The organism is Mesorhizobium sp. A623 (genome assembly GCF_054489405.1).
Map to the genome: position 1 here is coordinate 38,575 of NZ_JBTMXB010000024.1, position 22,278 is coordinate 60,852.

Here is a 22,278-nt window from a genome sequence, read left to right on the forward strand (position 1 = left end):
GGCTCCTGTCGCAAACTCGGAATTGAGACACAGAAAGGCTTCCTGCTCAGTTTTCACGCAGCCAGGATTTCGAACCGTTCGACAAGTGACGGTGCGGGATTGTGCGCGTACCTCGCCTGTCGTTTCCGCATCATGTGAACCATTTCAATGCCGCACAGGATAATCGCAGCGCAGGTGGTCGATTTGAAGCCAAGCATGGAACGTATCCGGTGCTTGACGCGTCGATGGTCCTGTTCAATCCGGTTATTGAGGTATTGGCTCTGCCGGATGCGGATCGGCTTCAGTAGCCGTGGCGGTTGGTCTCGAAGCAGGCTCTCGCCATCGCAGGCAATGATTGCTTCCCGGTTCGTCTGGCTACCGTCAATGACGATGCTATCTGGTCGGCCATGACGTTTCAGCGCTTTGCGGATAAAGCGTTTGGCAGCCGGCAGGTCACGCTTCTCGCTGAAGAAGAACTCGACCGTGTCGCCCACGCTGTCGACGGCGCGGTAAAGATACATCCGGCGACCACACACCAGGACATAAGTTTCATCCACTTGCCGGTGACCGGACGTTTTCTCCGGTTGAAGCGTTCAAGCAGTAACGGCGCGAAATGAACGACCCAGCGGTGGACCGTGGCCAACGGCTGAGCGCGAGAAGTTCGAAATTCTTGCCGCATAATGGCCGCGTAGCAGGCCTCTCTGCGTACCCATTAAGCCGTGGTAACAAAACCGATGACGGCACCGTGGAGCGCGGTCAACCAGTTCATCGAGGCATTCACGCCGCACGAACTTCGACTGTCCCGGCGGCTTTCAGGCATCCGCCGGGAACGTTTTCACAACGCTGTCATTCGGCAGCTTCGACCGCCTTTGCTGCCGACATAATTCGCGCGGCGCAATATTTGAACTCGGGGATTTTGCCGTAGGGGTCGAGCATCGGGTTGGTGAGCCTGTTGGCCGGGCTTTCGTTGAAACAAAAGGGCATGAAGACCATACCGTCTGCGACCTCGCGGTCGGCGCGCAGGATCGCCTCGACGGAACCTCGGCGGGTCTCGACCTGAACGATGTCGCCGACGCCAAGACCCTGCCGTTTGATCTCGTAGGGGTTCATCGCGGCTATGCCATAGGGCTCGATGGCGTTGAGTACCCCGGCGCGCCTTGTCATGGCCCCGGTGTGCCAGTGTTCGAGCATGCGTCCGGTGGTCAGCACCAGCGGATACTGCTCGTCCGGCACTTCGGCAGGCGGCGAAAGGTCGGCCGGCACGATGCGGCCGCGCCCGTCCGAGGTCGGGAAGCCGGAGGTAAAGACAATCTCGTTGCCGGGCACGCCCGGACCATCCGCCGGATAGATGACCGATTCTTCGCGTTCGATGCGCTCCCAGGAGATGTTGGCCAGCGAGGGCATGACATGCGCCATCTCGGTATAGACCTCCGAGACATGGCTGTAGTTCCAGTCGAGACCCATGCCGCGGGCGAGTTCAATGATGATGTCGAGATCCTGGCGGGCCTCGCCGGGCAGATCGAGCGCCGGGCGGCCGATCTGCACCTGTCGGTTGGTGTTGGTGTAGGTGCCAAGTTTCTCGGCGTGCGCCGAAGCCGGCAAAATCACGTCGGCATGCCAGGCGGTTTCCGTCATGAAAATATCCTGCACCACCAGATGGTCGAGCTTGGCAAGGGCAGCGCGGGCATGAATCTGATCCGGGTCGGACATGGCCGGATTTTCGCCCATGACATACATGCCCTTGATCTCGCCCGCATGGATGGCGTCAATGATCTCCACCACGGTGAGGCCGCGCTTGGGGTCGAGCGTCTGCCCCCAGAAGTTCTCGTACTCGCTGCGGATATCGACGTTCTCCACCGACCTGTAGTCGGGATAGTACATCGGGATCAGGCCGGCGTCGGACGCGCCCTGGACATTGTTTTGGCCGCGCAGCGGATGCAGGCCGGTGCCGGGACGCCCGACCTGGCCAGTAATCAGCGCCAGCGCGATCAGGCAGCGCGAATTATCGGTGCCGTGGGTGTGCTGCGAAACGCCCATGCCCCAGAAGATCATCGAGCGCTCGGACTTGGCATAGGTGCGCGCCACCTCGCGCAGCACCGAGGCATCGATGCCGCAAACCGGCGCCATGGCTTCCGGCGAAAAATCCTTGACCTTCTTCTTGAGCGCTTCGAAGCCGGTCACGTTGGCCTGGATATATTGCTCGTCATAGAGCTTTTCTTCCACGATCACATGCAAAAGCGCGTTCAGCATAGCCACGTCGCTACCCGCCGTGAACTGCAGGAAATGGGTGGCGTGGCGCATCAGGTCCTGACCGCGCGGATCCATGATGATCAGCTTGAGGCCCTTCTTGACCGCCTGCTTGAAATAGGTCGCCGCGACCGGATGGTTGGTGGTCGGGCGAGCGCCGATGATGATGACGCAATCGGCTTTCATGGCATCCATGAACGGTGCGGAGACCGCGCCGGAGCCGACGCCTTCCATGAGAGCGGCGACGGAGGAGGCATGGCAAAGCCGGGTGCAGTGATCGATATTGTTGGTGCCGAAACCCAGGCGGACGAATTTCTGGAACAGATAAGCCTCCTCGTTGGAGCCCTTGGCCGAACCGAAGCCGGCCAGCGCCTGGCCGCCATCTTCCTTGAGGATTTTCTTCAGGCCGCCGGTGGCACGTTCCAGCGCTTCCTCCCATGTTGCCTCGCGGAACACGGTCAACGGGTCGACGTTGCGCAGGTCGATGTCGCCGGCCTTGGGCGCGTCGTCGCGGCGGATCAGTGGCTTGGTCAGGCGATCGGGAGACATGGCATAGTCGAAACCGAAGCGGCCCTTTACGCACAGGCGGTTTTCGTTGGCCGGACCGTTGCGGCCATCGACCTGGACGATCCTGTTGTCCTTGACCGCAACCTTGGTCTGGCAGCCGACGCCGCAGAACGGACACACTGAATCCACGACCCTGTCGAACGCCTGAATGGCGCGGGTCTTGGCGGCGGGGTCCATCAGCGTCTTTTCATAGAGCGCGCCCGTCGGGCAGGCCTGCACGCATTCGCCGCAGGTGACGCAGGTGGAGAGCCCCATCGGGTCATGCATGTCGAAGACGGGGACGGTGTGGCCACCGCGATCGGCCATGCCGATCACGTCGTTGACCTGCACCTCGCGGCAGGCGCGCACGCAGGCGCCACAGGCGATGCAGGCGTCGAGATTGACGGCAATGGCCGGGTTGGAAATATCGAACTCGGCCACTTCGGCGGCGTCGAATTTGGACGGATAGCGGCTGCTGCCCGAAATCCCCATCGATGAGGCCCATTGCCAGAACGCCGACTGGTTGTCGGGACCGTCATTGGCCGGACGCATATTGCTGGCGAGCAACTCGAATACCATTTCGCGCGATTTTTCCGCGCGCTCGGTGTCGGTCTTGACCACCATGCCCTTGGTCGGCTTGCGGATGCAGGAGGCAGCCAGAACGCGCTCGCCTTCGATGTCCACCATGCAGGCGCGGCAATTGCCGTCGGTGCGGTAGCCCGGCATGTTGACGTGGCACAGATGCGGGATTTCATTGCCTTCGCGCTTGGCAACGTCCCAGATTGTTTCGGCTTCGGCAGCCGTGACCGGTTTACCGTCAAGGGTGAATTGGATTGTGCCCGCCATCTCAGAGCTCCTCACGGAAGTGCGTCAACAGGTGGTTGACCGGGTTTGGCGCGGCCTGGCCCAGGCCGCAGATGGACGCATCGCGCATCACGGATTCGAGGTCGCGCAGAGCGGTCTCGTCAAGTGCGCCGTCCTTCTGCAACAGCGCCACCATCTTGCCGGTACCCTCGCGACAGGGCGTGCACTGGCCGCAACTCTCATGCTTGAAGAACTTAAGCAGGTTGAGCGTTGCTGCCTTGGCGCTGTCGTGATCGGAGAACACGACAATGGCATGCGAGCCGACAAACGCGCCTTGCTTGGCCAGTTCGCCGCCGAAATCGAGCGGGATATCGCCCATCGAAGCCGGCAGGATACCGCCCGAAGCGCCTCCTGGCAGATAGGCCTTGAAGGTGTGGCCGTCTTCCATGCCGCCGCAATGTTCCTCAATCAGTTCGCGCACGGTGATGCCGGCCGGCGCCATCTTGACGCCGGGGTTCTTCACGCGGCCCGAAACCGACCACGAGCGGATGCCCGGATGGCCGGGCTTGCCGAGGCCGGCAAACCATTCGGCGCCCTTTTCGACGATGTCGCGGATCCACCAAAGCGTTTCGATATTGTGGTTGAGCGTCGGGCGGCCGAACAGGCCGACCTCGGCGATATAGGGCGGGCGGTTGCGCGGCAGGCCGCGTTTGCCCTCGATCGACTCCAGCATCGCGCTTTCCTCGCCGCAGATATAAGCGCCGGCACCACGGCGAAGCTCGATAAAGCCCGGCTCGGCAATGCCGGCCGCTTCCAGCGCGGCGATCTCGGTGCGTAATATATGCAGCACCGCCGGATATTCGTCGCGCATGTAGAAATAGATGCGTTCGGCCTCGACAGCATGGGCGGCGACCAGCGCGCCTTCCAGGGTACGGTGCGGATCGCGCTCCAGATAGATACGGTCCTTGAACGTGCCCGGTTCGCCCTCGTCGCCATTGATCGACATCAGCCGCGGCCCGGCATAGGAGCGCACGAACTCCCATTTCTTGCCGGCCGGGAAACCTGCTCCGCCAAGGCCGCGCAGGCCGGCGCTCTGCATGGTTTCCATCAGCGCGTCGGCTGTCACTTCGCCCTTGCGCATCTGCTCAAGCAGTTGGTAGCCGCCTTCGGCGCGATAGGCCGCAAGCCCGGTATAGGTCGGTACTTTCACCCCGGTGTCGCCAGTTGCCGCCATCTTGAGCAGGCCCTCAACCGTGGCGCGGTCAACCTCTCTGTCGCCGATGCGGGCAGCAGGCGCGCCCGCGCATCGGCCCATGCAAGGTGCACGCACCACGCGCACCGCGGATGGATCCGCGCCCTTCTGCAAAGCGGCGACCAGCGTCTCGGCTCCGGCCAGCATGCAACTTACCGAATCGCAGACCCGGATGGTGAGCGCCGGCGGCGGCGTTTCGCCTTCCTTGATTACATCGAAATGATCGTAGAAAGAGGCGACCTCATAGATTTCGGCCTGCGCCAGCTTCATCTCGTGCGCCAGCGCTCGCAAATGCCGCGCCGACAGATGCCCATAGCGGTCCTGAATCAGGTGCAGGAACTCAATCAAAAGGTCGCGCCGCCGCTCCCGGTTGGTCAAAAGACCCTGAATCTCGCCGAGGGCGGAATCGTCCAGCGGCCGCCCTTTGGGGCCGCGATCTTTCCGCCGCCTTTCCTGCATCGTCATGTCCTGATCTCCCCCGAGCGAAACGCCCGTTTCCTTTAAAGACATTTCGCACGGGCCAGGGTGTTGAACATGAGGCAAGATATATTCATTACACGACCAGCGAGAGTCCTATCGCTTAGCATCAAAACGCCGCAGGAGGCCGTTGTGCAACCCTGTCATGTTGTCGCTGCCTGTATTTTCTCGATCAGGAACACCAAGCGATCGCCGTCGCGTTTCGTCGATTGAAGGCTCTCGCCCATTTCATCGAGCAAATTCGGGATATCAATGATCGCCAGCGGATCCGTGCAATGCACCTCCAGCCGCTCGCCTGGGTTCAATCCCTTGAGAGCCTTGCGGGTTTTCAACGCCGGTAAAGGGCATTTCAGGCCCGTAAGGTCGAGTATGGTCGTTGTCATGGTCAAAGACATGATGCCCACCTTGCAAACCTGTCGTCAACCAACACCTTTATTCGGCCTATGCCGGAATCCTGGGCAACCTGGCCGAACCGAGCGACTTGCAGCGCTGTTGGCCGATCGTTAAATGGCCCGACCGAACCCCGCCCGCTCCAGCGCTTCCTTCATGTCGGGCGACACCAAGGCGGCAAGGAATGCCTGCACCGCCGGCTGCTCCTTGCGGTCCGAAACCAGCGCGAAATCATAGTGTTCCTGCATCAGCGGTATGAAACCGAGCCCGGCCGCATGCGCCACCGGCTCTATCGTGACGCCCCAGTCGGCGCGCTTCTGGACGACCGCGGCAGCGACGGCATTGTGCGAGCGCGGTTGGTTCCAGTAGCCATCGGGGCGTGAAGGGCCGAGCAATTGGTCGATTAGGATGCGCGTGCCGGCGCCCTGGTTGCGATTGACCATCATGCATTCGGGATCGGCTAGAGCCGCTTGCACCGCCTCCTCTATGCTGCGGCCCTCGAAGCGCTCGTCGCCGGGACGGAATACGAGACCCTGCATGCGCCGCCAGCCCGGCACGAGTTCGACGCCATCGCTGAGGAACGGCGTGTTGTAGGCCTGCGTTGCCGGATCGAAGAGATGGATCGGTGCAAGATCGCACTCACCGCGTTTGGCGGCGGCAAGGCCGCCCAGGCTGCCGACAGCCAGCGAACGCACTGAAACCCCGTCGCGCGAGAGTTTTCCTATGACCAGGTCAAGGCCGGTGCAATGACTGCCAATGACAACGAGATCGGGCACGCGCACCTGCGGCGTGAATAGGGTCACCGGCACTTTCTTGCCCGCCGGCAGGTGATCGGCCAGGGCTTCGATGCGGATGAAACCATCGGCCTGGGCGAAGGAGGTGATGGCGCCCGAGCCCTTGCCGGTCGTATAGGCCGTAAGCCCATCGCGTCCTTGCACCAGCGAGACCATGACGAATTCTGTGCGCCCGAGTTCGGACGCGACGCGCAAAGGAAGCCGCGCACTCACCTGCGCATCTATACGCGGCGGCAGCCCCGCCATGCGCCGCAATACGGGCACCACCATGTCGTGGAAGGTGAACATCGCCGAGGTCGGGAACCCCGGCAGAATGATGACCGGCTTGCCGTCGCACACCGCCAGGCAAAGTGGTTTTCCGGGCTTGAGCGCAACGCCGTGGGCGATGATGCCCGGCTCTCCGAGGCGGCTGATGATACGATAGCTGACATCTCCGGCCCCCTTTGAGGTGCCGCCGGACAGAATCAGCACGTCATGGGCTGCGAGTGCCGCGCGCATCGCCTTCTCGAGCCTGGCTTCGTCGTCCGCAAACGCCCCGAGAAAATGGGCATCGCCCCCGTTCTCGGTGATCGCCGCGCTGATGATAGGCCCGTTGGCATCGTAAATGCCGGCCGGCCGCAGCGGCTCGCCCGGTTGCACGAGTTCATCGCCTGTGGAGAGGACCGCCACGCGCAGTTTGCGAGCCACCGTCACCTGTGCGGTTCCGCAGGCAGCCAGCATTCCTATCTCGCGCGCGCCGATTACCGTCCCGGCCCGCAGCACGACCTCGCCGCGCGCCATGTCCGAGCCGGCGCCGGAGATGAATTGTCCGGGCAAGACGGCACGCCCCACTTCGATGCCCTCCGCCTCCATCGGGTGGGTATGCTCTACCATGACGATCGCGTCGGCACCGCGCGGCAGCGGCCCGCCGGTAGCGATAGCGGTGGCGGTTCCTGGCAGAACCGGGAGTTGCGGGACGTGGCCGCAGGCAATCGTCTCCCCGTTGAGCGTCAGCCGAACGGGTTGCAGTTCGGAAGCGGCGGCCAAGTCTGCTGCGCGCACCGCAAATCCGTCGACGTTAGAACGGTCGAATGGGGGAACATCGACCTGTGCCGTTACGTCTTGTGCAAGCGCCCGACCGAGCGTGTCGGCCAAAGCCCGTTCCTCGGCTGGTACCGGCCGAGGAAACAGCGCGGCTTCAAAGCGCGCCAGGGCTTCTTCGCGTGACAATATCGTCAGAAACTGTTCCTGCCCGGCGTTCTGCGGGATTGGAGGCGGAGACTTCATCATGACGGCCAGTTCAGTTCGAATTGCGGAGCGGCATGGCAGCGATGGGTGTGCCGACGGGATATCCCTCGCTATCGCCCGGCACTGCAAGCCAGGCATCGGCAAGCCGCATGGCTTCCAGCGAAAAGTCGCCGATGGCAAGTGGCGTCCACATATCCTGTTCTCTGCCGAGCAGGACGACCTCGCTGATCCCGACCGTGGACGAAATCTTGCGCGAGAGCGGCAGGATGGTGCCCGTCCGCTCGCACCGACCCGACAAACGGTCAAGGACCGGCTGGACGAGGGCAAGAAAACCCGCGAAGGCTTGGTCGGGCGAGCCGGCCAAAGCGACCAATGGCGTGTTGCCGAACCGCCCGATCGCCGTGCTTCCGCCGGGCCGCACGGCAACCCGATGCGCAATCAAGGCACCGCGAAGCGCAAGCGCTTCGGCAGTCACATCGGTGCGGCCTTCGCCAGTGCCTCCAATCAGGAGAAGCACATCGCAATCCTCGTCAGTAAGCGCAGCAGCAATCGAGGCGGCATCGCGCGCCGTGATCTCTATCGCCGCAATTGTCGCGTTCGAGGCCGTCAGACACTCCGTGACAAGCCGCTTCGAAAACGTCCCGTAGTCGCTAGCAGCGACATCGATCACGCGGACGCGCGGACTGCGAACGGCAAGCTGGCCAAGCCCCACCTTGCGCGCGACCAGCAGGTCGGTGGCGCAGATCAACCGTCCTTCAAGCGTCGGCGAGCGGCATGCCGCCATGTCCTCGCCCGTGCGGCGCACGCCCTTGCCGGGTGCGGCTTCGCCGACAGCCTGGGCCATCGGGCCAACAAAATCGACCATATCGGCATGGAGCACGCAGTCGCAACCTGGCGGCATGACATCGCCGATTTCCACCCACGCCGGGGCGTCCGCAAGCCCCACGGGCGAATAGGCAGATGCCCCCGTAAGCTCAAGGGCGCGACATGCCCAGCCGTCCGTGGCGGCAATGTCACGCGCAGGCTGCGCCGGTGCGACCGCTGGCATCTCGGCAGCGATGCGACCAAGTGCCTGGTCGAGTGGTACAAAGCGGGGAGCGGCCGGCGCGAGGTCGTCGAGAAGGGCTGTGCGCGCTGCTTCCAGGCTTATCAGCACACCGGTCGGGGGAGGAGTCGGCATCATGCCCGATAATGGGACAGATGCCGACCGCATTGCAACAGACGTCAGGAGCGCTCGCCGCTTGTGTTCGGGAAGAAAAGTTGCTGGCCGTCGATCTTGTAGGCGCCGATCGCCTTCTGGCCGTCCGGCGAGATCAACCAGTCGACAAACGCCTGCCCGGCTTTCACCTTGACGTTCGGGTGCTTTTCCGGGTTCACCAGCATGACGCCATACTGGTTGAACAGCCGCTTGTCGCCCTCGACCATAACGGCCAGATCGCCGCGATTCTTGAACGACAGCCAGGTGCCACGATCGGAAAGGACGTAGGCGTTCATGGCGGATGCCGTGTTGAGGGCGGCGCCCATGCCCTGCCCGATATCCTTGTACCACGGCCCTTTCGCCGTCTCGATGTCGACGCCGGCGGCCTTCCACAGTTTGAGTTCGGCGGAATGGGTGCCCGACCTGTCGCCGCGCGAGACGAACGGCGCTTGCTTGGTTTCGATGGCGACCAGAGCGGCCGCGATGTCCTTCGTGCCGCCGATGCTGGCCGGGTCGCTTTTCGGCCCGATCAGCACGAAGTCGTTGTACATCACGTCGAAGCGCTTGACGCCGAAGCCTTCCTCGAGGAATTTTTCTTCCTGTGCCTTGGCATGGACGAACACCACGTCGGCATCGCCACGGCGCGCGGTGTCGAGCGCCTGACCGGTGCCCTGCGCCACGACCTTGACCTCGATGCCGGTCTTCTTCTCGAACAGCGGCAGAATGTGATCGAACAGGCCCGAATCCTGCGTGGACGTCGTCGATGCGGCGACGATCGACTCGCCCTCGGCCAGCGCTGGCGCAGCACCTGCCAGCATAACAAGCATTCCAAGGATTGATAACAATCGGCGGCGGTTCAGCATTTCAATCTCCGTTCAGGTCAATCAAAGGACGAGGTCGCCGCGGACGAAAGCCGCGGCTTGCGGCGTTGCGGGGCGGTCCAGGAAATCGGCGGCATCGGCATGCTCGACGAGGCCGCCCCGGACCAGGAACACGACATCTCCAGCAAGCCTGCGCACCTGCCCAAGATCGTGCGAGGCCATGACGATCTTGGTGCCCGACTGAGCCGCCGCCAGCACGATTTCCTCGACGAATCGCGTGGCCGCGGGGTCCAGGCTGGCCGTCGGTTCATCGAGTAGAAGAACTTCCGGCTGTCGCGCCAAGGCACGGGCGAGCGCCAGCCTTTGCTGCTCGCCGCCCGACAAGCGGCGCGCGGGCCTCGAAGCGAGATCCCGCAGGCCGACACTATCGAGCAATTCCTGCGTGCGCCCGGCACGCAAGCCGCGCGGGCAACCGGCGTGGGCCAGTCCATAGGCGATGTTCGCGGCAGCCGAACGCCGCAACATCACCGGCTTCTGAAAAAGGATCGCTCGGCGTCCGGGGCCGGTATCCATCCGCCCACCCCACGTCACCGCGCCCCGCGAGGGCCCGAGTAAGCCCATGCACAGCCGCAGCAGCGACGTCTTTCCCGATCCGTTAGGGCCGACAACAAGGGTTGGCGCTCCCGGCCCGATGGTCAGGCTTATGCGGTCGAGTATGGTCGTCGCGCCGGCGCTCAGCGACACGTCGTCGAAAGCAAGGGGAAGATCGCTTGCGGTGGCGCGCATCGCTAACCGGCCCTTTCCACGGCCCACAACCGCACGCCCCAGGCCGCCGCATTGATCAGCAGGATGAGGAATATCAGGATGAGGCCGAGCCCCATCGCAAGGGAAAGATTTCCCTTGGAGGTTTCAAGCGCGATCGTGGTGGTCATGGTCCGGGTAAAGCCGTCGATATTGCCGCCGACGATCATCACCGTACCGACTTCGGCGGCAGCCCTGCCGAAGCCTGCAAGCAAGGCGGTGACGAGGCTGAAGCGGCTGTCCCAGAGAAGCGTCGCGACCCGGCTGGCCTGTCCTACCCCCATCGCGCTCAGTTCCTCGCGGTATTCGAGCCATAGGTCCTCGACCGTCTGGCGTGTCAGCGCGGCAATGATCGGCAGAACCAGCAATGCCTGCGCTATGACCATGGCGGCCGGCGTGAACAGAAGGCCGAACTCTCCCAGCGGCCCGGATCGCGATAGCAGCAGATAGACGGTCAGGCCGACCACGACGGGCGGCAGACCCATGAAGCCGTTCAACACCACGACGATTGCCGCGCGGCCGGGAAATCGGGTCAGCGCGAGAATGGCGCCGAGCGGCAGGCCGACGACCACCGCGGCGGCGACGGCCGTCAGGCTGACAGCCAGCGACAGCCTGACGATCGCGAACAAAGTCGCATCACCGGACGCGATGAGGTGCCACGCACTGATGGTTTCCGACATAAATCACTTCGCCCGCTTTTCCCTTTTTCCTGTGTTTCTTCCATCAAAGTCAAATTGTTGAATCAAAGCCTAAATATGCATATAAATGCAGGATGAAGCTTCTGACGACATCTGAAGCCGCCGACTATCTTCGCCTGGGAGAGCGCAAGCTCTACGAACTCGTCGCGGAGGAGCGCATTCCATGCAGCAAGGTGACGGGCAAATGGCTGTTTCCACGCCATGAACTCGACCGCTGGGTCATGTCGGGATTGGCGCGGCCTGCAGGAATGGTCCCGCTCGAACCGCCACCCATCGTCGGGGGGAGCCAGGATGACATGCTCGAATGGAGCCTTCGCCAGTCAGGCTCGGGGCTTGCCACGCTAGCCGAGGGCACCGAAGGCGGTGTTGCGCGGCTGCTGCGGGGAGAGGTCGTTGCCGCCGCGATCCATTTCCATGGCGAGGCCGTCGATGCGAATGTCGCGGCGGTGGCCGCCATGCCAAGGCTTTACGACGCGGTACTGGTCGGCTTCGTCCGCCGCGAGCAAGGCCTGTTGCTGCCTCCGGGCAATCCCAGATCGCTCGACAGCCTGAATGACGTACTGGCAAGCGGTGCCAGGATGGCCGGTCGGCAACGCGGTGCCGGGGCGGATATGCTGCTTACGCTGCTTTTGACAGAAGCCGGTGCGACCCATGGCGATCTCAACCGCCTTGAGCCGCCTTGCCTTACCGGTCCCGACCTTGCAGCCGCGGTGCGGACCGGCCGGGCGGATTGCGGTATCGCCACGCGCGCCGCCGCACACATCGCCGGCCTGGAGTTCGTGCCGCTGCTGTGGGAGAATTTCGACCTGCTCCTGCGGCAGCGGACCTATTTCCAGCCGTCATTCCAGGCGCTACTGGATTTCCTGCCGCAACAGGCCTTCGCCGACCGTGCGGTCGAACTTACAGGGTATGATACCAGCCCAGCTGGGAAGATCCGGTTCTACAAATAGGCGGGGTGTAACGGTATCTCTCGTCTCATTCGAGATCGATCTCGCCTTCCACGACATGATGCAGGCCGGCGGGTTCCGACGTGATGACGGCTTTCACGACCAGCTTCCCTTGTCCTTTCAGGCCTTTTTGCTCCACCGCTTTCTCGATCGCCTGCTGCGAGGTCACGCCGACCTGCTTGAGGAACTTGCGCATGGAGACGTTGAAGGGATCGGTTTCCATATTCTTGATCATAGCACTGCCTCGAACACATGAACGGGTAAGGCCGATCCGGCAGGCTCGTTCCTGCAACGGATGCCGCCGCCAGTCGAGCATGGAACAGCCTGGCGTGCAATCAAAGCGATGCTCACGATCCGCTACCCCAGTAATTGTTTGCAGGCCGAAACCCGCTACCGCTGAACTCAGACCAGTTTGTTTGCCGACCCGTCGCGCGCCCGCAAATAATCCTCTGTCGTTCGCGGAGCTGGGCGGCTTGACGCTTCGTAAGGGTCGAAACCTTCGGTCATGACCGCTTCGACACGACAGTTATCGCACATGCGCACGACGTCGAGCCGCCTTGCATTCTCGCCGGCAAACATCCAGTGCTTGCCTTCCAGCTTGGCCACGATGCGCTCGACGGTGCTTTTCGTCCCGAACGGCGTGTCGCAGCGGATGCAATGGAAGGGCTCTTCCTGCTTGACCACCCGGCGCGGCGCTTTCCAGGCTTGGAAGTCCAGTTGTGGCTCGAGCGTGATGGCCTTTTCCGGGCAAGTCGAGGCGCAGAGCCCGCACTGGACGCAGGCGCTCTCGGTAAAATACAGGGCCGGCTTTTCCTCGCTGTCGGAAAGCGCGCCCGTTGGACAGGCCGACACGCATGAAAGGCACAGCGTGCAGGCTTCGACATTGACGTCGAGCCCGCCAAACGGCGCGTCCACCGGTAATCCTGTGCGCGCTACCGGTGTTGGTGCGGCCTCGTACAGTTCGATCACCGAACTTTTCAGCAGGCTGCGTTTGTCACCGAGCGGCAGGAAGGTCGCGGGCTTTCGTTGGGGCGCATCCGGTGTCATCTGGCCCAGCGCCGCTTCCAGAATATTGGGATCGTCCGCTTCGATCACGCCGCAGACATCTTCTCCGTAACCCAGTGCTTTTCCAAGAAGATTGGCGATGGTGACGTTTCTGGCGAGGCCAGTCAGGTCGTGTTTGGCCTTCGACGAAGCGAGCGCCCTGACCGCCACCGCCCCCCAGGCGACGGGCGCGGTCCACGCTTCGACCCCCAATTGCGTTATTTCGTTTACGGCGACCGGCAGCACATTGGCGGGCAGCCCCGGGCCGAAGCGCGCCAGCGCATCGATGAGCGGTTCGCCATGATCGCCATCATGAAACAGCACAATCGGATTACTGCCACCTGCTTCTCGAAAGGTGAGCAGCAGCGTGCGCAGCCGCCGGAGTTGGGCTTGCGCATCCGGGAATGCGTAGGCAGCGGCCCCGGTCGGACACACGGCCGCGCAACTGCCACAACCGGCGCAGACATCCGCATCGATCGCGACATGGTCGCCGGCGGGCGTGATCGCACCCGTCGGGCACAGGTCGAGGCAACGCGTACAGCCGGTGATATGCGAGCGCGAATGGGCACACAGATCGGCGGAAAACTCGATGTAGCGGGGCTTGTCGAATTCCCCGACGAAACCGGTGGCCTTGGCGATCGCGGCAGCGAGGCCGGCGCGGTCAGCCGGATCAGCCCTGAGATAGCCGGCGCGCAGTTCGTGGGCCGGAAACAGGGGAGCGTTGCCAGAAAGGTCGAGAATTACTTCCGCTTCCGATAGCGCGCCATCGCGCGGTACGCCGAAGCGCAGGCGCTCGCGCGACGACGGCGACGGAATCGCGAAGTTGTCGATCGTCAGTTCGAAGGCGCCCAGATGCCCGCGCGCATTGCGGATCGTGCCCTGAACGACAGGGAAATCCCACACGCGGTTGGGTACAACATCGTCCGGCCGGGTCAGCAGTACCGTGACATCCATCGTGTCGGCAAGTTGCCGTCCAGCTTCGATCGCCGCGTCGTCCCGGCCATACACGAGCACGACGCCGTTGCTGGCAAGCGTAATTTGCGCCGGCGAATTGACCGGTTCCGCCGCCATCGCCACGAGTGCCGCTGCCTTCGGCCCGGCGGATGCGCCTTGCTTCGACCAGCCTGCCGTCTCACGGATGTTGGCAAGAGCAAGCTCGCCCGCAAAGCCGACATCCTGGGCGACCTCAAGGAAAAGCGGCGCTTGCTGTGTGCAGGCAATCGTAACGGCTTCGCCTGCGCTCAACGCGCTTTTGACGCGTTCGAGTTCGGCGCCGCAGAACTGATTTCCGGATTGGACCTGGGCGCTCGCGCATCCACGGGCCACGCTGTCGCCGAAGTCCGGCATGCTGCGTTCACAGGAGCAAACGAAGACCGTGCGTGGTTTGTCCGGGTTCATGGCTTTCCTCCCCGCATCGCGGCGACGCCAACTGCGGTAGCGTCTCCACCCGGGACGCATTATAAGGACAAAAGGCCCGCCGTCATCAGAAATGGACCGGCATCATGTTTCAGCACGCTTCGGTGACAGACGACCCTATCGACCTGCCGCCGCCGTACAGCCTCATCACGTTGCGCGAATCCGGCAACGCTTTCGCGCATGCTTGCGCCATTGCCGAAGAACGGGGGGCAGGAACACTGGTCTGGGTGCGACGCCAGGACCTGGTCGAATTCGCGGTCGTTCTGGAGCCCGAAATCCCGCTCGCGCAGGCGCGCCTGGCCATCTATGCCGGCATGAACGCGCTGGCCGATGCGCTCGCCACGCATGCGCCGCCGTCGCGCCCTGTCTCCTTCGACTGGCCGGACGCCATCCGCGTCGACGGGGTTCTGGTTGGCGGTGGACGGCTGGGCTGGCCTGAGGGAACGGGCGAGGTCGAGATACCGGCCTGGCTCGTCTTCTCGGCCATGATCCGCACTTCGGCCGTCCGCATCGACGAGGCTGGTCTGCGGCCGCTGTTCGGCGCGCTCGACGAACTGGGCTTCGAAGCCATCGACGCCGGCGGGATCGTCGCCAGCTTTTCGCGCCACCTGATGGTCGGGTTCGACGAATGGAAGGAGACCGGCTTTGCGCCGCTGGCCAGGCGCTGGCTGGACCGCGTGTCGCCGGGGGGGCATGATGCGCGGATCGCCGACAACGGGGATCGGCTGGTTCAGGCGAAACCCGGTCAGGTACCCGCCACAAGGCAAAATCTGGCGGAGGCGCTTGCGTCCTGCTCCTGGCTCGATCCCGCGACGGAAATGCCATGGCTTTGAAACTGCCACGCACCATTCGCCTCGACCCTTCCGATACGTTCGTCTATTCGCGCGCCGCTGAACCGGGCGAATGGGCGGTAACCGGCACATTCCTTTTCTTCAACACCGACCCCGAAACCCTCACCGGCAAGGAACGACAGGCTTTTCGCGCCGGCTTCCTCGGCATCGACAGCTTCGGCTGGTCCACCCTCGCGGTCGTGACCGAGGTAAGCGCGCAGGAACGCGCGGCGGCAGTCGAGCGCCTGGCCGAACAGCTAGTCGCGCATTGCGGGGCGCCCGATCTCGATACCGCACGCTCGGCCGCTGAAGAAGAAGTCGCTTTTGCGCAATCGCTTTGCGATCACCCGCCTAACACCCTGCTTGCCCTCCACCGCGCCAGCGAGCAGACTGGCATCCGGGAGTCGTTTCGTACCCTTCATCAGAAGGTGGGCCGGCTCGATATGGCGACGGCATTCCGCGTCATCGAGATCGACGAGGAAGACGGTCCCATGGAAGAACTCGATATCCGGGCGTTGGCGGGAAAGCACTAAGTGAAGGACTTCTGGATTTCTTCGGGCCACCATCTCCTTGATCGGGATGAGGCAGGCCGGCTTGTTTTGACCGATGCCTTCCTCAAGGCTTATCTGGCGCGGTCGGAACTGCTTCCGCCGGAAGAGGCGTGCGAAGCGGAACTTCGGCTCCACCATGAACTTCTGATGCATCATCCGCGCCGTCCGGTCGGGCAGAGCGAGATTGACGCGCTGGACGACCCGGACGCACGGGAGAACTGGGCCTTTATGATCGCCTTCCGTGATCGGCTTATCGCCGCGCCCTCGCTTGAAGCCGCCTATCTGCAACTGGTGCGCGGTTCGGCGGCCGACACGCCTCCGCTTTTCATGAACCAGCTTGCACAGGTGGTGCTGCGCAATGCGCTCGACGGCATAAACGAACCCGCTGTGCTGCGTGCGGCCGAACTGTTCTATCGCACGCAGCGGGCAAGCTTCCACGAAGGAGCGCTGCTGCTTGCCGATGCGGAAACCATAGAGGTTCACGAGCAGAACCGCCACGCCTCGCCGCTCTTGAGCATGCTCGGCGGGCCAGCCGTTACCGAACTCGATATCCTCGAGGAGGAAAATGCCGGCAGCTATTTCGGCAGAAGCGACGCCTTCGACATGGTGCTCCGTCTCGGGCCGGCCGACAGCGCGGCACGGCTCGCCATCGCTGCTGCGATGCAAGCCTGGATACGGCATCTGCTCGCCGTTGAGGTGACGATCGAACCGGTCGAGCGGATAGAGGACGACAACTGGGCGTGGTTCGTCGGCCTGGACGCCGAGGCGACGCGCATCGGCAATGCGCTGTGGCGAGGCGAGGAACTCGACCCCGAGACGGCGGAGCATATCATAGCGCTATTTCGGCTCAGTTTTTCCGACATTGGCGAAGTCATCCCGGAAGTGGGGTCGCAGCCGATCTGGCTGATTCTGGCGATGACGCCCGACCGAACGATCCGCATGAAGCCGCAAAATCTCATCGTCGGCCTGCCGCTTCGCGCCACGGCGTCTGCGAGCTAGGAGCGCTGCATGGTACGGGAAACGGCTGAGGTCGGTGTCGTCGTTGAGCGGCGGACTCTGGACAACCCGTGGGTCGATCACGCCTGGGTGCCTGTCGCAGTGCTGTTAGGCGCGCCGGCCGCGACGCCATGGACGGTCCTGGAACAGACGGCTAAGCTTGTACGGTATTATGCGGGAACGTTCGCGATCGAATTCTTCGGGACGGACACGACGATGTACAGGGAAAATCTGCGTTCGCAACGGCCCAGCCTCTGGATCGCGCTCCGGCACACAGATGCGGCTCCCGGCGTCGTGGTGCGTCTGGTGACCGCGGATTCATCCGAAGCCGAGGCGCTGACGGCGACCGACACGGACATTGTCGATGCCGTTCCCATGCCGGTCGAGATACAGCAACGCCTTGCCGCATTCGTGGAGGCGCATCACGTCGAACGGCCGTTCGTCAAGCGCAAGCGTGACCGGGCAGACCCGGAAGCCATGGCCAGGCGAGGTCCTGGTCCAGATCACAGGGACGACGAGGAATGACCGGTGGCGACGACAATATTCTTGCCCGCTGGTCGCGCCGCAAACTGTCCACACGGCTCGATGAAGCGCCCCCGCCCCAAGACGCGGAGCACGCATCAGGCGAGATCGCCGCAGGGGACGACACGCCCGTTCCAGAATCCAACCTGTCCGAGACGGAAGCAGAGGAGCTTGACGCGGAGGTGGTGGAGTCCCTTCCGCGCGTCGAAGACCTGACGGCCGAAAGCGACGTTATGGCTTTCCTGAAAAAGGGCGTGCCCATGGCGCTGAAGCGGGCTGCCCTGCGCAGGATATGGTCGCTCGACCCTGGAATCCGCGACTATGTCGGCCCATCGGAATATGCCTGGGACTTCAACCAGCCAGGCTCGATGGCAGGGTTCGGCCCGCTCGACGCGAAGGAAACCGTCGTCGGTTTCCTGTCGAAAGCGGCGCGTGCCATCGATACCGCTACGAAACCGGTCGAAGCCGCACAGGGAGCCGGTGCGTCGCAGGAACAACCCAGTGATGCGGCGCCCACCATCGAGGAGTCGGAGGTTTCGCCGGCGGAGCGACCGCCTTCGGATGAGATGCCTGGAGCGGAGCCACTACCTGTCGTCGCGGGAGCAGATGTCAGCTTGTCGGTCGAAGGAGAGGCACGCCCGCCTTTGCTGGATGGGAGCAGTTCATTCCAGCTTCCCGAGCCCTTCGCCCGGCCCCGCCATGGCGGGGCGATGCCGCGCTGACCGGCATTCGCCGAAGGCATTTAGGGAGGGTAAGAATAGCAAAGAGACGTCATATGCAGCCATATGCAATAGCCTGCAAGACCGGACTGTTGCATTCACTGGCTGTCTGGTTACTATGGGTGACCCAATCGCAGGCAACGCAGTCAAGGTCAGACAATGAACCCAGACTTGCCTTTAGGTCAGGCACGAGAACGGTCGGATGAAGCGAATGCTTCGATCTTCGGCGTAAGCACGACGACTGTTCTCGACGACATCGACAAGGCCCGGTCGGACGAATACGCCCTTCTCGCCTCGCTTTTGGTCACGCCGCCCGATAGCAGCCAACTCTCTCGGCTTTCATGCTTGCAAGACAACGGCGATACGCCGCTTGGCCGCGCCCACAATGCACTTGCGCAGGCAGCGGCATCGACCTCCCCGGAGGCGGTCAAGCGCGAATATTTCGAGCTGTTTATCGGCGTGGGACGCGGCGAGCTTCTTCCCTACGCGTCCTATTACCTCACCGGTTTCCTCAACGAGCGGCCGCTTGCGCGCCTGCGCGGCGACATGATCCGCTTCGGCATCGCGCGCGCCGATGGCCATTGCGAACCTGAGGATCATCTCGGCAGCATATGCGAGATGATGAGCGGCTTTGCCAGCAATCGCTTCAGTATTTCAGGCGGTGAAGAGCAGCACTTCTTCGAACGCCATGTCGAGCCGTGGGCCGCGCGTATCTTCGGCGATCTCGAAAGCGCGAAAGCCGCCAAATTCTACCGGTCGGTCGGCACGGTCGGGCGGCTTTTCATCGAGATCGAAAGCGAAGCGTTCGCCATGGAGGCGCGACGAAGCGCATAGACGCATGCCGGGGCGCAATGTCCCGCTAAGTGGAGGGTGGAAGATGCAGGACAAGCAGCAAGCGGCATTGAGCCGACGCAACTTCCTTAGGGCATTCGGCGGCGCATCGACCGCCGCTGTCGCGACGGTTGCGCTCACCCCCACCGAGGCGCTTGCCTATGATCCCGACACCGAGGAGATGCGGGCTCGCTATCAGGAAACCGATCACATCAAGGCCTACTATCGCGTCAATCGCTATCCCGAGCACAAGTGAGGTTGCCATGCTGACGAAGCGCAAGAGTGGACAGGCAAGCCGCACGCGACTGCAGGCTCTCACCGGTGGCCTTGCGGCGGCCTCCATGGATCGACGTACATTCCTGCGCCGCTCCGGCCTCACTGCTGGCGGCCTGGCGTCGCTGGGCGCGTTCCATCTCGGCACGGTCAAGGCCGCCGATATCAGCCACCCGGAACCGGGCGTGCCGATCGAACTCAAGAAGAGCATCTGCACCCACTGCTCGGTAGGGTGCACGGTGACGGCCGAGATCCAGAACGGCGTGTGGACCGGCCAGGAGCCCTCCTGGGACAGCCCCTTCAACCGCGGCTCGCATTGCGCCAAGGGCGCCAGCGTGCGCGAACTTGTGCACAGCGACCGCCGCTTGAAATACCCCATGAAACTCGTCGACGGCCAATGGGAGCGCACCACCTGGGATGACGCGATCAACGGGATCGGCGACAAGCTTCTCGAGATTCGCGAAAAATCCGGGCCGGAATCCACCTACTGGATGGGATCGGCGAAGTTCTCCAACGAAGGCACCTATCTGTTCCGCAAGCTCGCCGCCCTGTGGGGGACGAACAACCAAGACCACCAGGCGCGCATCTGCCATTCGACGACGGTTGCCGGTGTAGCCAACACCTGGGGCTACGGGGCGATGACCAATTCATACAACGATATCAGAAACTCCAAGACGATGCTTGTCCTGGGCGGGAATCCGGCCGAGGCGCATCCGGTTGCGATGCAGCACCTGCTCGAGGGCAAGGAACTCAACAACGGCAACCTCATCGTCATGGACCCGCGCTTCACACGCACGGCGGCCCATGCCACGGAATACGCCCGCTTCAGGTCCGGCACCGACATTGCCCTGCTCTGGGGGATGCTCTGGCACATCTTCGAAAATGGCTGGGAGGACAAGGAATTCATTGCCCAGCGCGTCTACGGGATGGACGAGGTCCGAAAGGAAGTCGCGAAGTACACCCCGGACGAGGTGGAAACGATCACCGGTGTGCCCGGCGAACAGCTGAAGCGCATCGCCGAGACCTTCGCCACCCAGAAGCCGGCTACGATCATCTGGTGCATGGGCCAGACGCACCACACCGTCGGAACGGCCAATACGCGGGCGAGCTGCATCCTGTGCCTTGCCACCGGCAACGTCGGCAAACCGGGCACCGGCGCCAATATCTTCCGCGGCCACGACAACGTTCAGGGCGCGACGGATATCGGGCTCGATGTGGTCACCCTGCCTTTCTACTACGGGCTGACGGAAGGCGCCTGGAAGCACTGGGGGCGCGTCTGGGAGATCCCCTATAATGATTTGGTGGGGCAGTTCTCGTCCAAGGAACTGATGGAAACACCCGGCATCCCGCTGACCCGATGGTTCGATTCGGTTTCGCTGCCGAAGGAAGACATCGACCAACCCGACATCATGCGGTCGATGTTCGTGCAGGGCCACGCCAGCAACAGTATCGCGCGCATACCGGAATCGATCAAAGGGCTCGCCGGGCTTGAGTTGCTCGTCGTGGCCGATCCCCACCCCACGACCTGGGCCTCGCTCGCGGTAAAGGCGGGGCGCAAGGACAACACCTATCTGTTGCCGGTCTGCACGCAATTCGAAACCTCGGGGTCGCGGGTTGCCTCCAACCGCGCGCTCCAGTGGGGTGAGCAGATCGTTCCGCCAAGCTTCGAGCAGAAGGACGACTACCAGGTCCTTTACCTGCTGTCGAAGAAGCTTGGGCTCGCCGACTGGATGTTCAAGAACATCAAGGTCGAAGGCGACCGGCCAGTGCCCGAGGACGTGCTGCGCGAGATGAACCGCGGCAGTTGGTCGACCGGCTATTGCGGCCAGTCGCCCGAGCGGCTCAAGGCGCATATGCGCAACCAGCACAAATTTGACCTCCTCACACTACGCGCTCCGAAGGACGACCCGGAGGTCGGCGGCGATTATTACGGCCTGCCCTGGCCGTGCTGGGGCAAGCCGGAGATTCGCCACCCCGGAACGTCCAACCTCTACAGTACCGGCCTGCATGTCATGGATGGCGGCAGCCCGTTCCGCGCCCGCTTCGGCGTCGAACGAAACGGCGAAACGCTGCTCGCCGAAGGCTCCTACACGAAAGGCTCCGAACTCACCGACGGCTATCCGGAATTCACCATGGCCGTGCTCCAGAAGCTCGGCTGGGATCGGGACCTGACTGCGGAAGAACTGAGCGTCATCCAGACGATCGGCGACGACATGGGCGACATCGGCAAGGTGTCGTGGTCGACCGACCTGTCCGGTGGGATTCAGCGCGTGGCGCTCAGCCATGGCTGTCATCCCTACGGCAACGGCAAGGCCAGGGCGCTGGCCTGGAACCTGCCCGACCCGGTGCCGGTTCATCGCGAGCCGATCTACACGCCCAGGGTGGACCTTGTCGCCAAGTATCCGACCTATCCGGACGCCAAGCAGTTCCGCCTGCCGAATATCGGCTTCAGTGTCCAGAAGGCGGCTGTAGACAACGGCATCGCGAAATCGTTCCCGATCATCCTGACGACCGGCCGGCTTGTCGAATACGAGGGCGGCGGCGAGGAAACACGCTCGAACCGATGGCTTGCCGAATTGCAGCAGGACATGTTCGTCGAGATCAACCCCGACGATGCCGCCGCGCGCGGCATCGCCGACGGCGGCTGGGTCTGGGTCAGCGGTGCAGAAAACGACTCCAAGGCCAAGGTAAAGGCTCTGGTCACCGAGCGTGTCGGCAAGGGAGTGGCGTTCATGCCCTTCCACTTCGGCGGCTGGTTCCAGGGCGAGGACCTGCGGGCCAATTATCCCCAAGGGACCGATCCTTACGTTCTCGGCGAAAGCGCCAACAGCATCACCACCTATGGCTACGACCCGGCGACGGGCATGCAGGAGCCGAAGGTTACGCTTTGCCAGATCGCAGCGGTGTAGGGGAGG

General features: G+C 63.1%; 19 protein-coding genes and 1 pseudogene. 9 read left to right on the top strand and 11 right to left on the bottom strand.

What is annotated here, in order from left to right; translation table 11 throughout:
- Positions 1–53 precede the first annotated feature (53 nt).
- The 9 genes and pseudogenes from ACX3P1_RS20225 to ACX3P1_RS20265 form a co-directional block, all read right to left on the bottom strand.
- Positions 54–619: pseudogene (locus ACX3P1_RS20225) on the bottom strand (IS6 family transposase); the annotation flags it as partial.
- A 206-nt stretch (positions 620–825) separates the two neighbouring features.
- A complete protein-coding gene (gene fdhF / locus ACX3P1_RS20230; protein WP_459081391.1) occupies positions 826–3,618 on the bottom strand; it encodes a formate dehydrogenase subunit alpha in 2,793 nt (930 codons plus the stop codon).
- A 1-nt stretch (position 3,619) separates the two neighbouring features.
- Positions 3,620–5,293 carry an NAD(P)H-dependent oxidoreductase subunit E gene (locus ACX3P1_RS20235; protein WP_459081392.1) on the bottom strand — a complete coding sequence of 558 codons (1,674 nt, stop codon included), beginning with the start codon at positions 5,291–5,293 and terminating at the stop codon, positions 3,620–3,622.
- Positions 5,294–5,448: 155 nt separating this feature from the next.
- Complete coding sequence (locus tag ACX3P1_RS20240; RefSeq protein WP_459081422.1) at positions 5,449–5,688, bottom strand: sulfurtransferase TusA family protein; 240 nt, start codon at positions 5,686–5,688, stop codon at positions 5,449–5,451.
- A 120-nt stretch (positions 5,689–5,808) separates the two neighbouring features.
- A complete protein-coding gene (locus tag ACX3P1_RS20245) occupies positions 5,809–7,758 on the bottom strand; it encodes a molybdopterin biosynthesis protein (RefSeq protein WP_459081393.1) in 1,950 nt (649 codons plus the stop codon).
- A gap of 10 nt (positions 7,759–7,768) precedes the next feature.
- Complete coding sequence (locus ACX3P1_RS20250) at positions 7,769–8,899, bottom strand: molybdopterin-binding protein (RefSeq protein WP_459081394.1); 1,131 nt, start codon at positions 8,897–8,899, stop codon at positions 7,769–7,771.
- Between the two features lie 41 nt (positions 8,900–8,940).
- Positions 8,941–9,777: an ABC transporter substrate-binding protein gene (locus ACX3P1_RS20255; protein WP_459081395.1), complete on the bottom strand. Its 837-nt coding sequence runs from the start codon at positions 9,775–9,777 to the stop codon at positions 8,941–8,943.
- 21 nt (positions 9,778–9,798) lie between these two features.
- Positions 9,799–10,521, bottom strand: coding sequence for an ATP-binding cassette domain-containing protein (locus tag ACX3P1_RS20260; protein ID WP_459081396.1), 723 nt, complete (start codon positions 10,519–10,521; stop codon positions 9,799–9,801).
- 2 nt (positions 10,522–10,523) lie between these two features.
- Complete coding sequence (locus ACX3P1_RS20265) at positions 10,524–11,216, bottom strand: ABC transporter permease (RefSeq protein WP_459081397.1); 693 nt, start codon at positions 11,214–11,216, stop codon at positions 10,524–10,526.
- A 92-nt stretch (positions 11,217–11,308) separates the two neighbouring features.
- Here ACX3P1_RS20265 and ACX3P1_RS20270 point away from each other — a divergent pair, with 92 nt between their 5' ends.
- Positions 11,309–12,184, top strand: coding sequence for a substrate-binding domain-containing protein (locus ACX3P1_RS20270; RefSeq protein WP_459081398.1), 876 nt, complete (start codon positions 11,309–11,311; stop codon positions 12,182–12,184).
- A 25-nt stretch (positions 12,185–12,209) separates the two neighbouring features.
- Here ACX3P1_RS20270 and ACX3P1_RS20275 read toward each other — a convergent pair whose 3' ends face one another.
- Complete coding sequence (locus ACX3P1_RS20275; protein ID WP_459081399.1) at positions 12,210–12,416, bottom strand: DUF6494 family protein; 207 nt, start codon at positions 12,414–12,416, stop codon at positions 12,210–12,212.
- A 167-nt stretch (positions 12,417–12,583) separates the two neighbouring features.
- Positions 12,584–14,623, bottom strand: a complete 2,040-nt coding sequence (locus tag ACX3P1_RS20280) for a 4Fe-4S binding protein (RefSeq protein ID WP_459081400.1) — start codon at positions 14,621–14,623, stop codon at positions 12,584–12,586.
- A gap of 104 nt (positions 14,624–14,727) precedes the next feature.
- On the opposite strand from ACX3P1_RS20280, the gene ACX3P1_RS20285 reads away from it, so the two are divergent.
- The 8 genes from ACX3P1_RS20285 (at position 14,728) to ACX3P1_RS20320 (ending at position 22,272) form a co-directional block, all read left to right on the top strand.
- Entirely contained in the window at positions 14,728–15,474 is a 747-nt protein-coding gene (locus tag ACX3P1_RS20285; protein ID WP_459081401.1) for a biotin/lipoate--protein ligase family protein, read from the top strand.
- Positions 15,465–16,004: a DUF6505 family protein gene (locus ACX3P1_RS20290; protein WP_459081402.1), complete on the top strand. Its 540-nt coding sequence runs from the start codon at positions 15,465–15,467 to the stop codon at positions 16,002–16,004. The genes ACX3P1_RS20285 and ACX3P1_RS20290 overlap by 10 nt, the downstream gene beginning before the upstream one ends.
- Positions 16,005–17,021: a DUF6352 family protein gene (locus ACX3P1_RS20295; protein WP_459081403.1), complete on the top strand. Its 1,017-nt coding sequence runs from the start codon at positions 16,005–16,007 to the stop codon at positions 17,019–17,021.
- Positions 17,022–17,030: 9 nt separating this feature from the next.
- Positions 17,031–17,543 carry a DUF3305 domain-containing protein gene (locus ACX3P1_RS20300; protein WP_459081404.1) on the top strand — a complete coding sequence of 171 codons (513 nt, stop codon included), beginning with the start codon at positions 17,031–17,033 and terminating at the stop codon, positions 17,541–17,543.
- A complete protein-coding gene (locus ACX3P1_RS20305; protein WP_459081405.1) occupies positions 17,540–18,262 on the top strand; it encodes a DUF3306 domain-containing protein in 723 nt (240 codons plus the stop codon). The genes ACX3P1_RS20300 and ACX3P1_RS20305 overlap by 4 nt, the downstream gene beginning before the upstream one ends.
- A gap of 156 nt (positions 18,263–18,418) precedes the next feature.
- Positions 18,419–19,093, top strand: coding sequence for a TorD/DmsD family molecular chaperone (locus ACX3P1_RS20310; RefSeq protein ID WP_459081406.1), 675 nt, complete (start codon positions 18,419–18,421; stop codon positions 19,091–19,093).
- Positions 19,094–19,136: 43 nt separating this feature from the next.
- Positions 19,137–19,346 (top strand): formate dehydrogenase, encoded by a 210-nt coding sequence (locus ACX3P1_RS20315; protein WP_459081407.1) that lies wholly within the window; start codon positions 19,137–19,139, stop codon positions 19,344–19,346.
- Positions 19,347–19,353: 7 nt separating this feature from the next.
- Positions 19,354–22,272: a formate dehydrogenase subunit alpha gene (locus tag ACX3P1_RS20320; RefSeq protein WP_459081408.1), complete on the top strand. Its 2,919-nt coding sequence runs from the start codon at positions 19,354–19,356 to the stop codon at positions 22,270–22,272.
- Positions 22,273–22,278 lie beyond the last annotated feature (6 nt).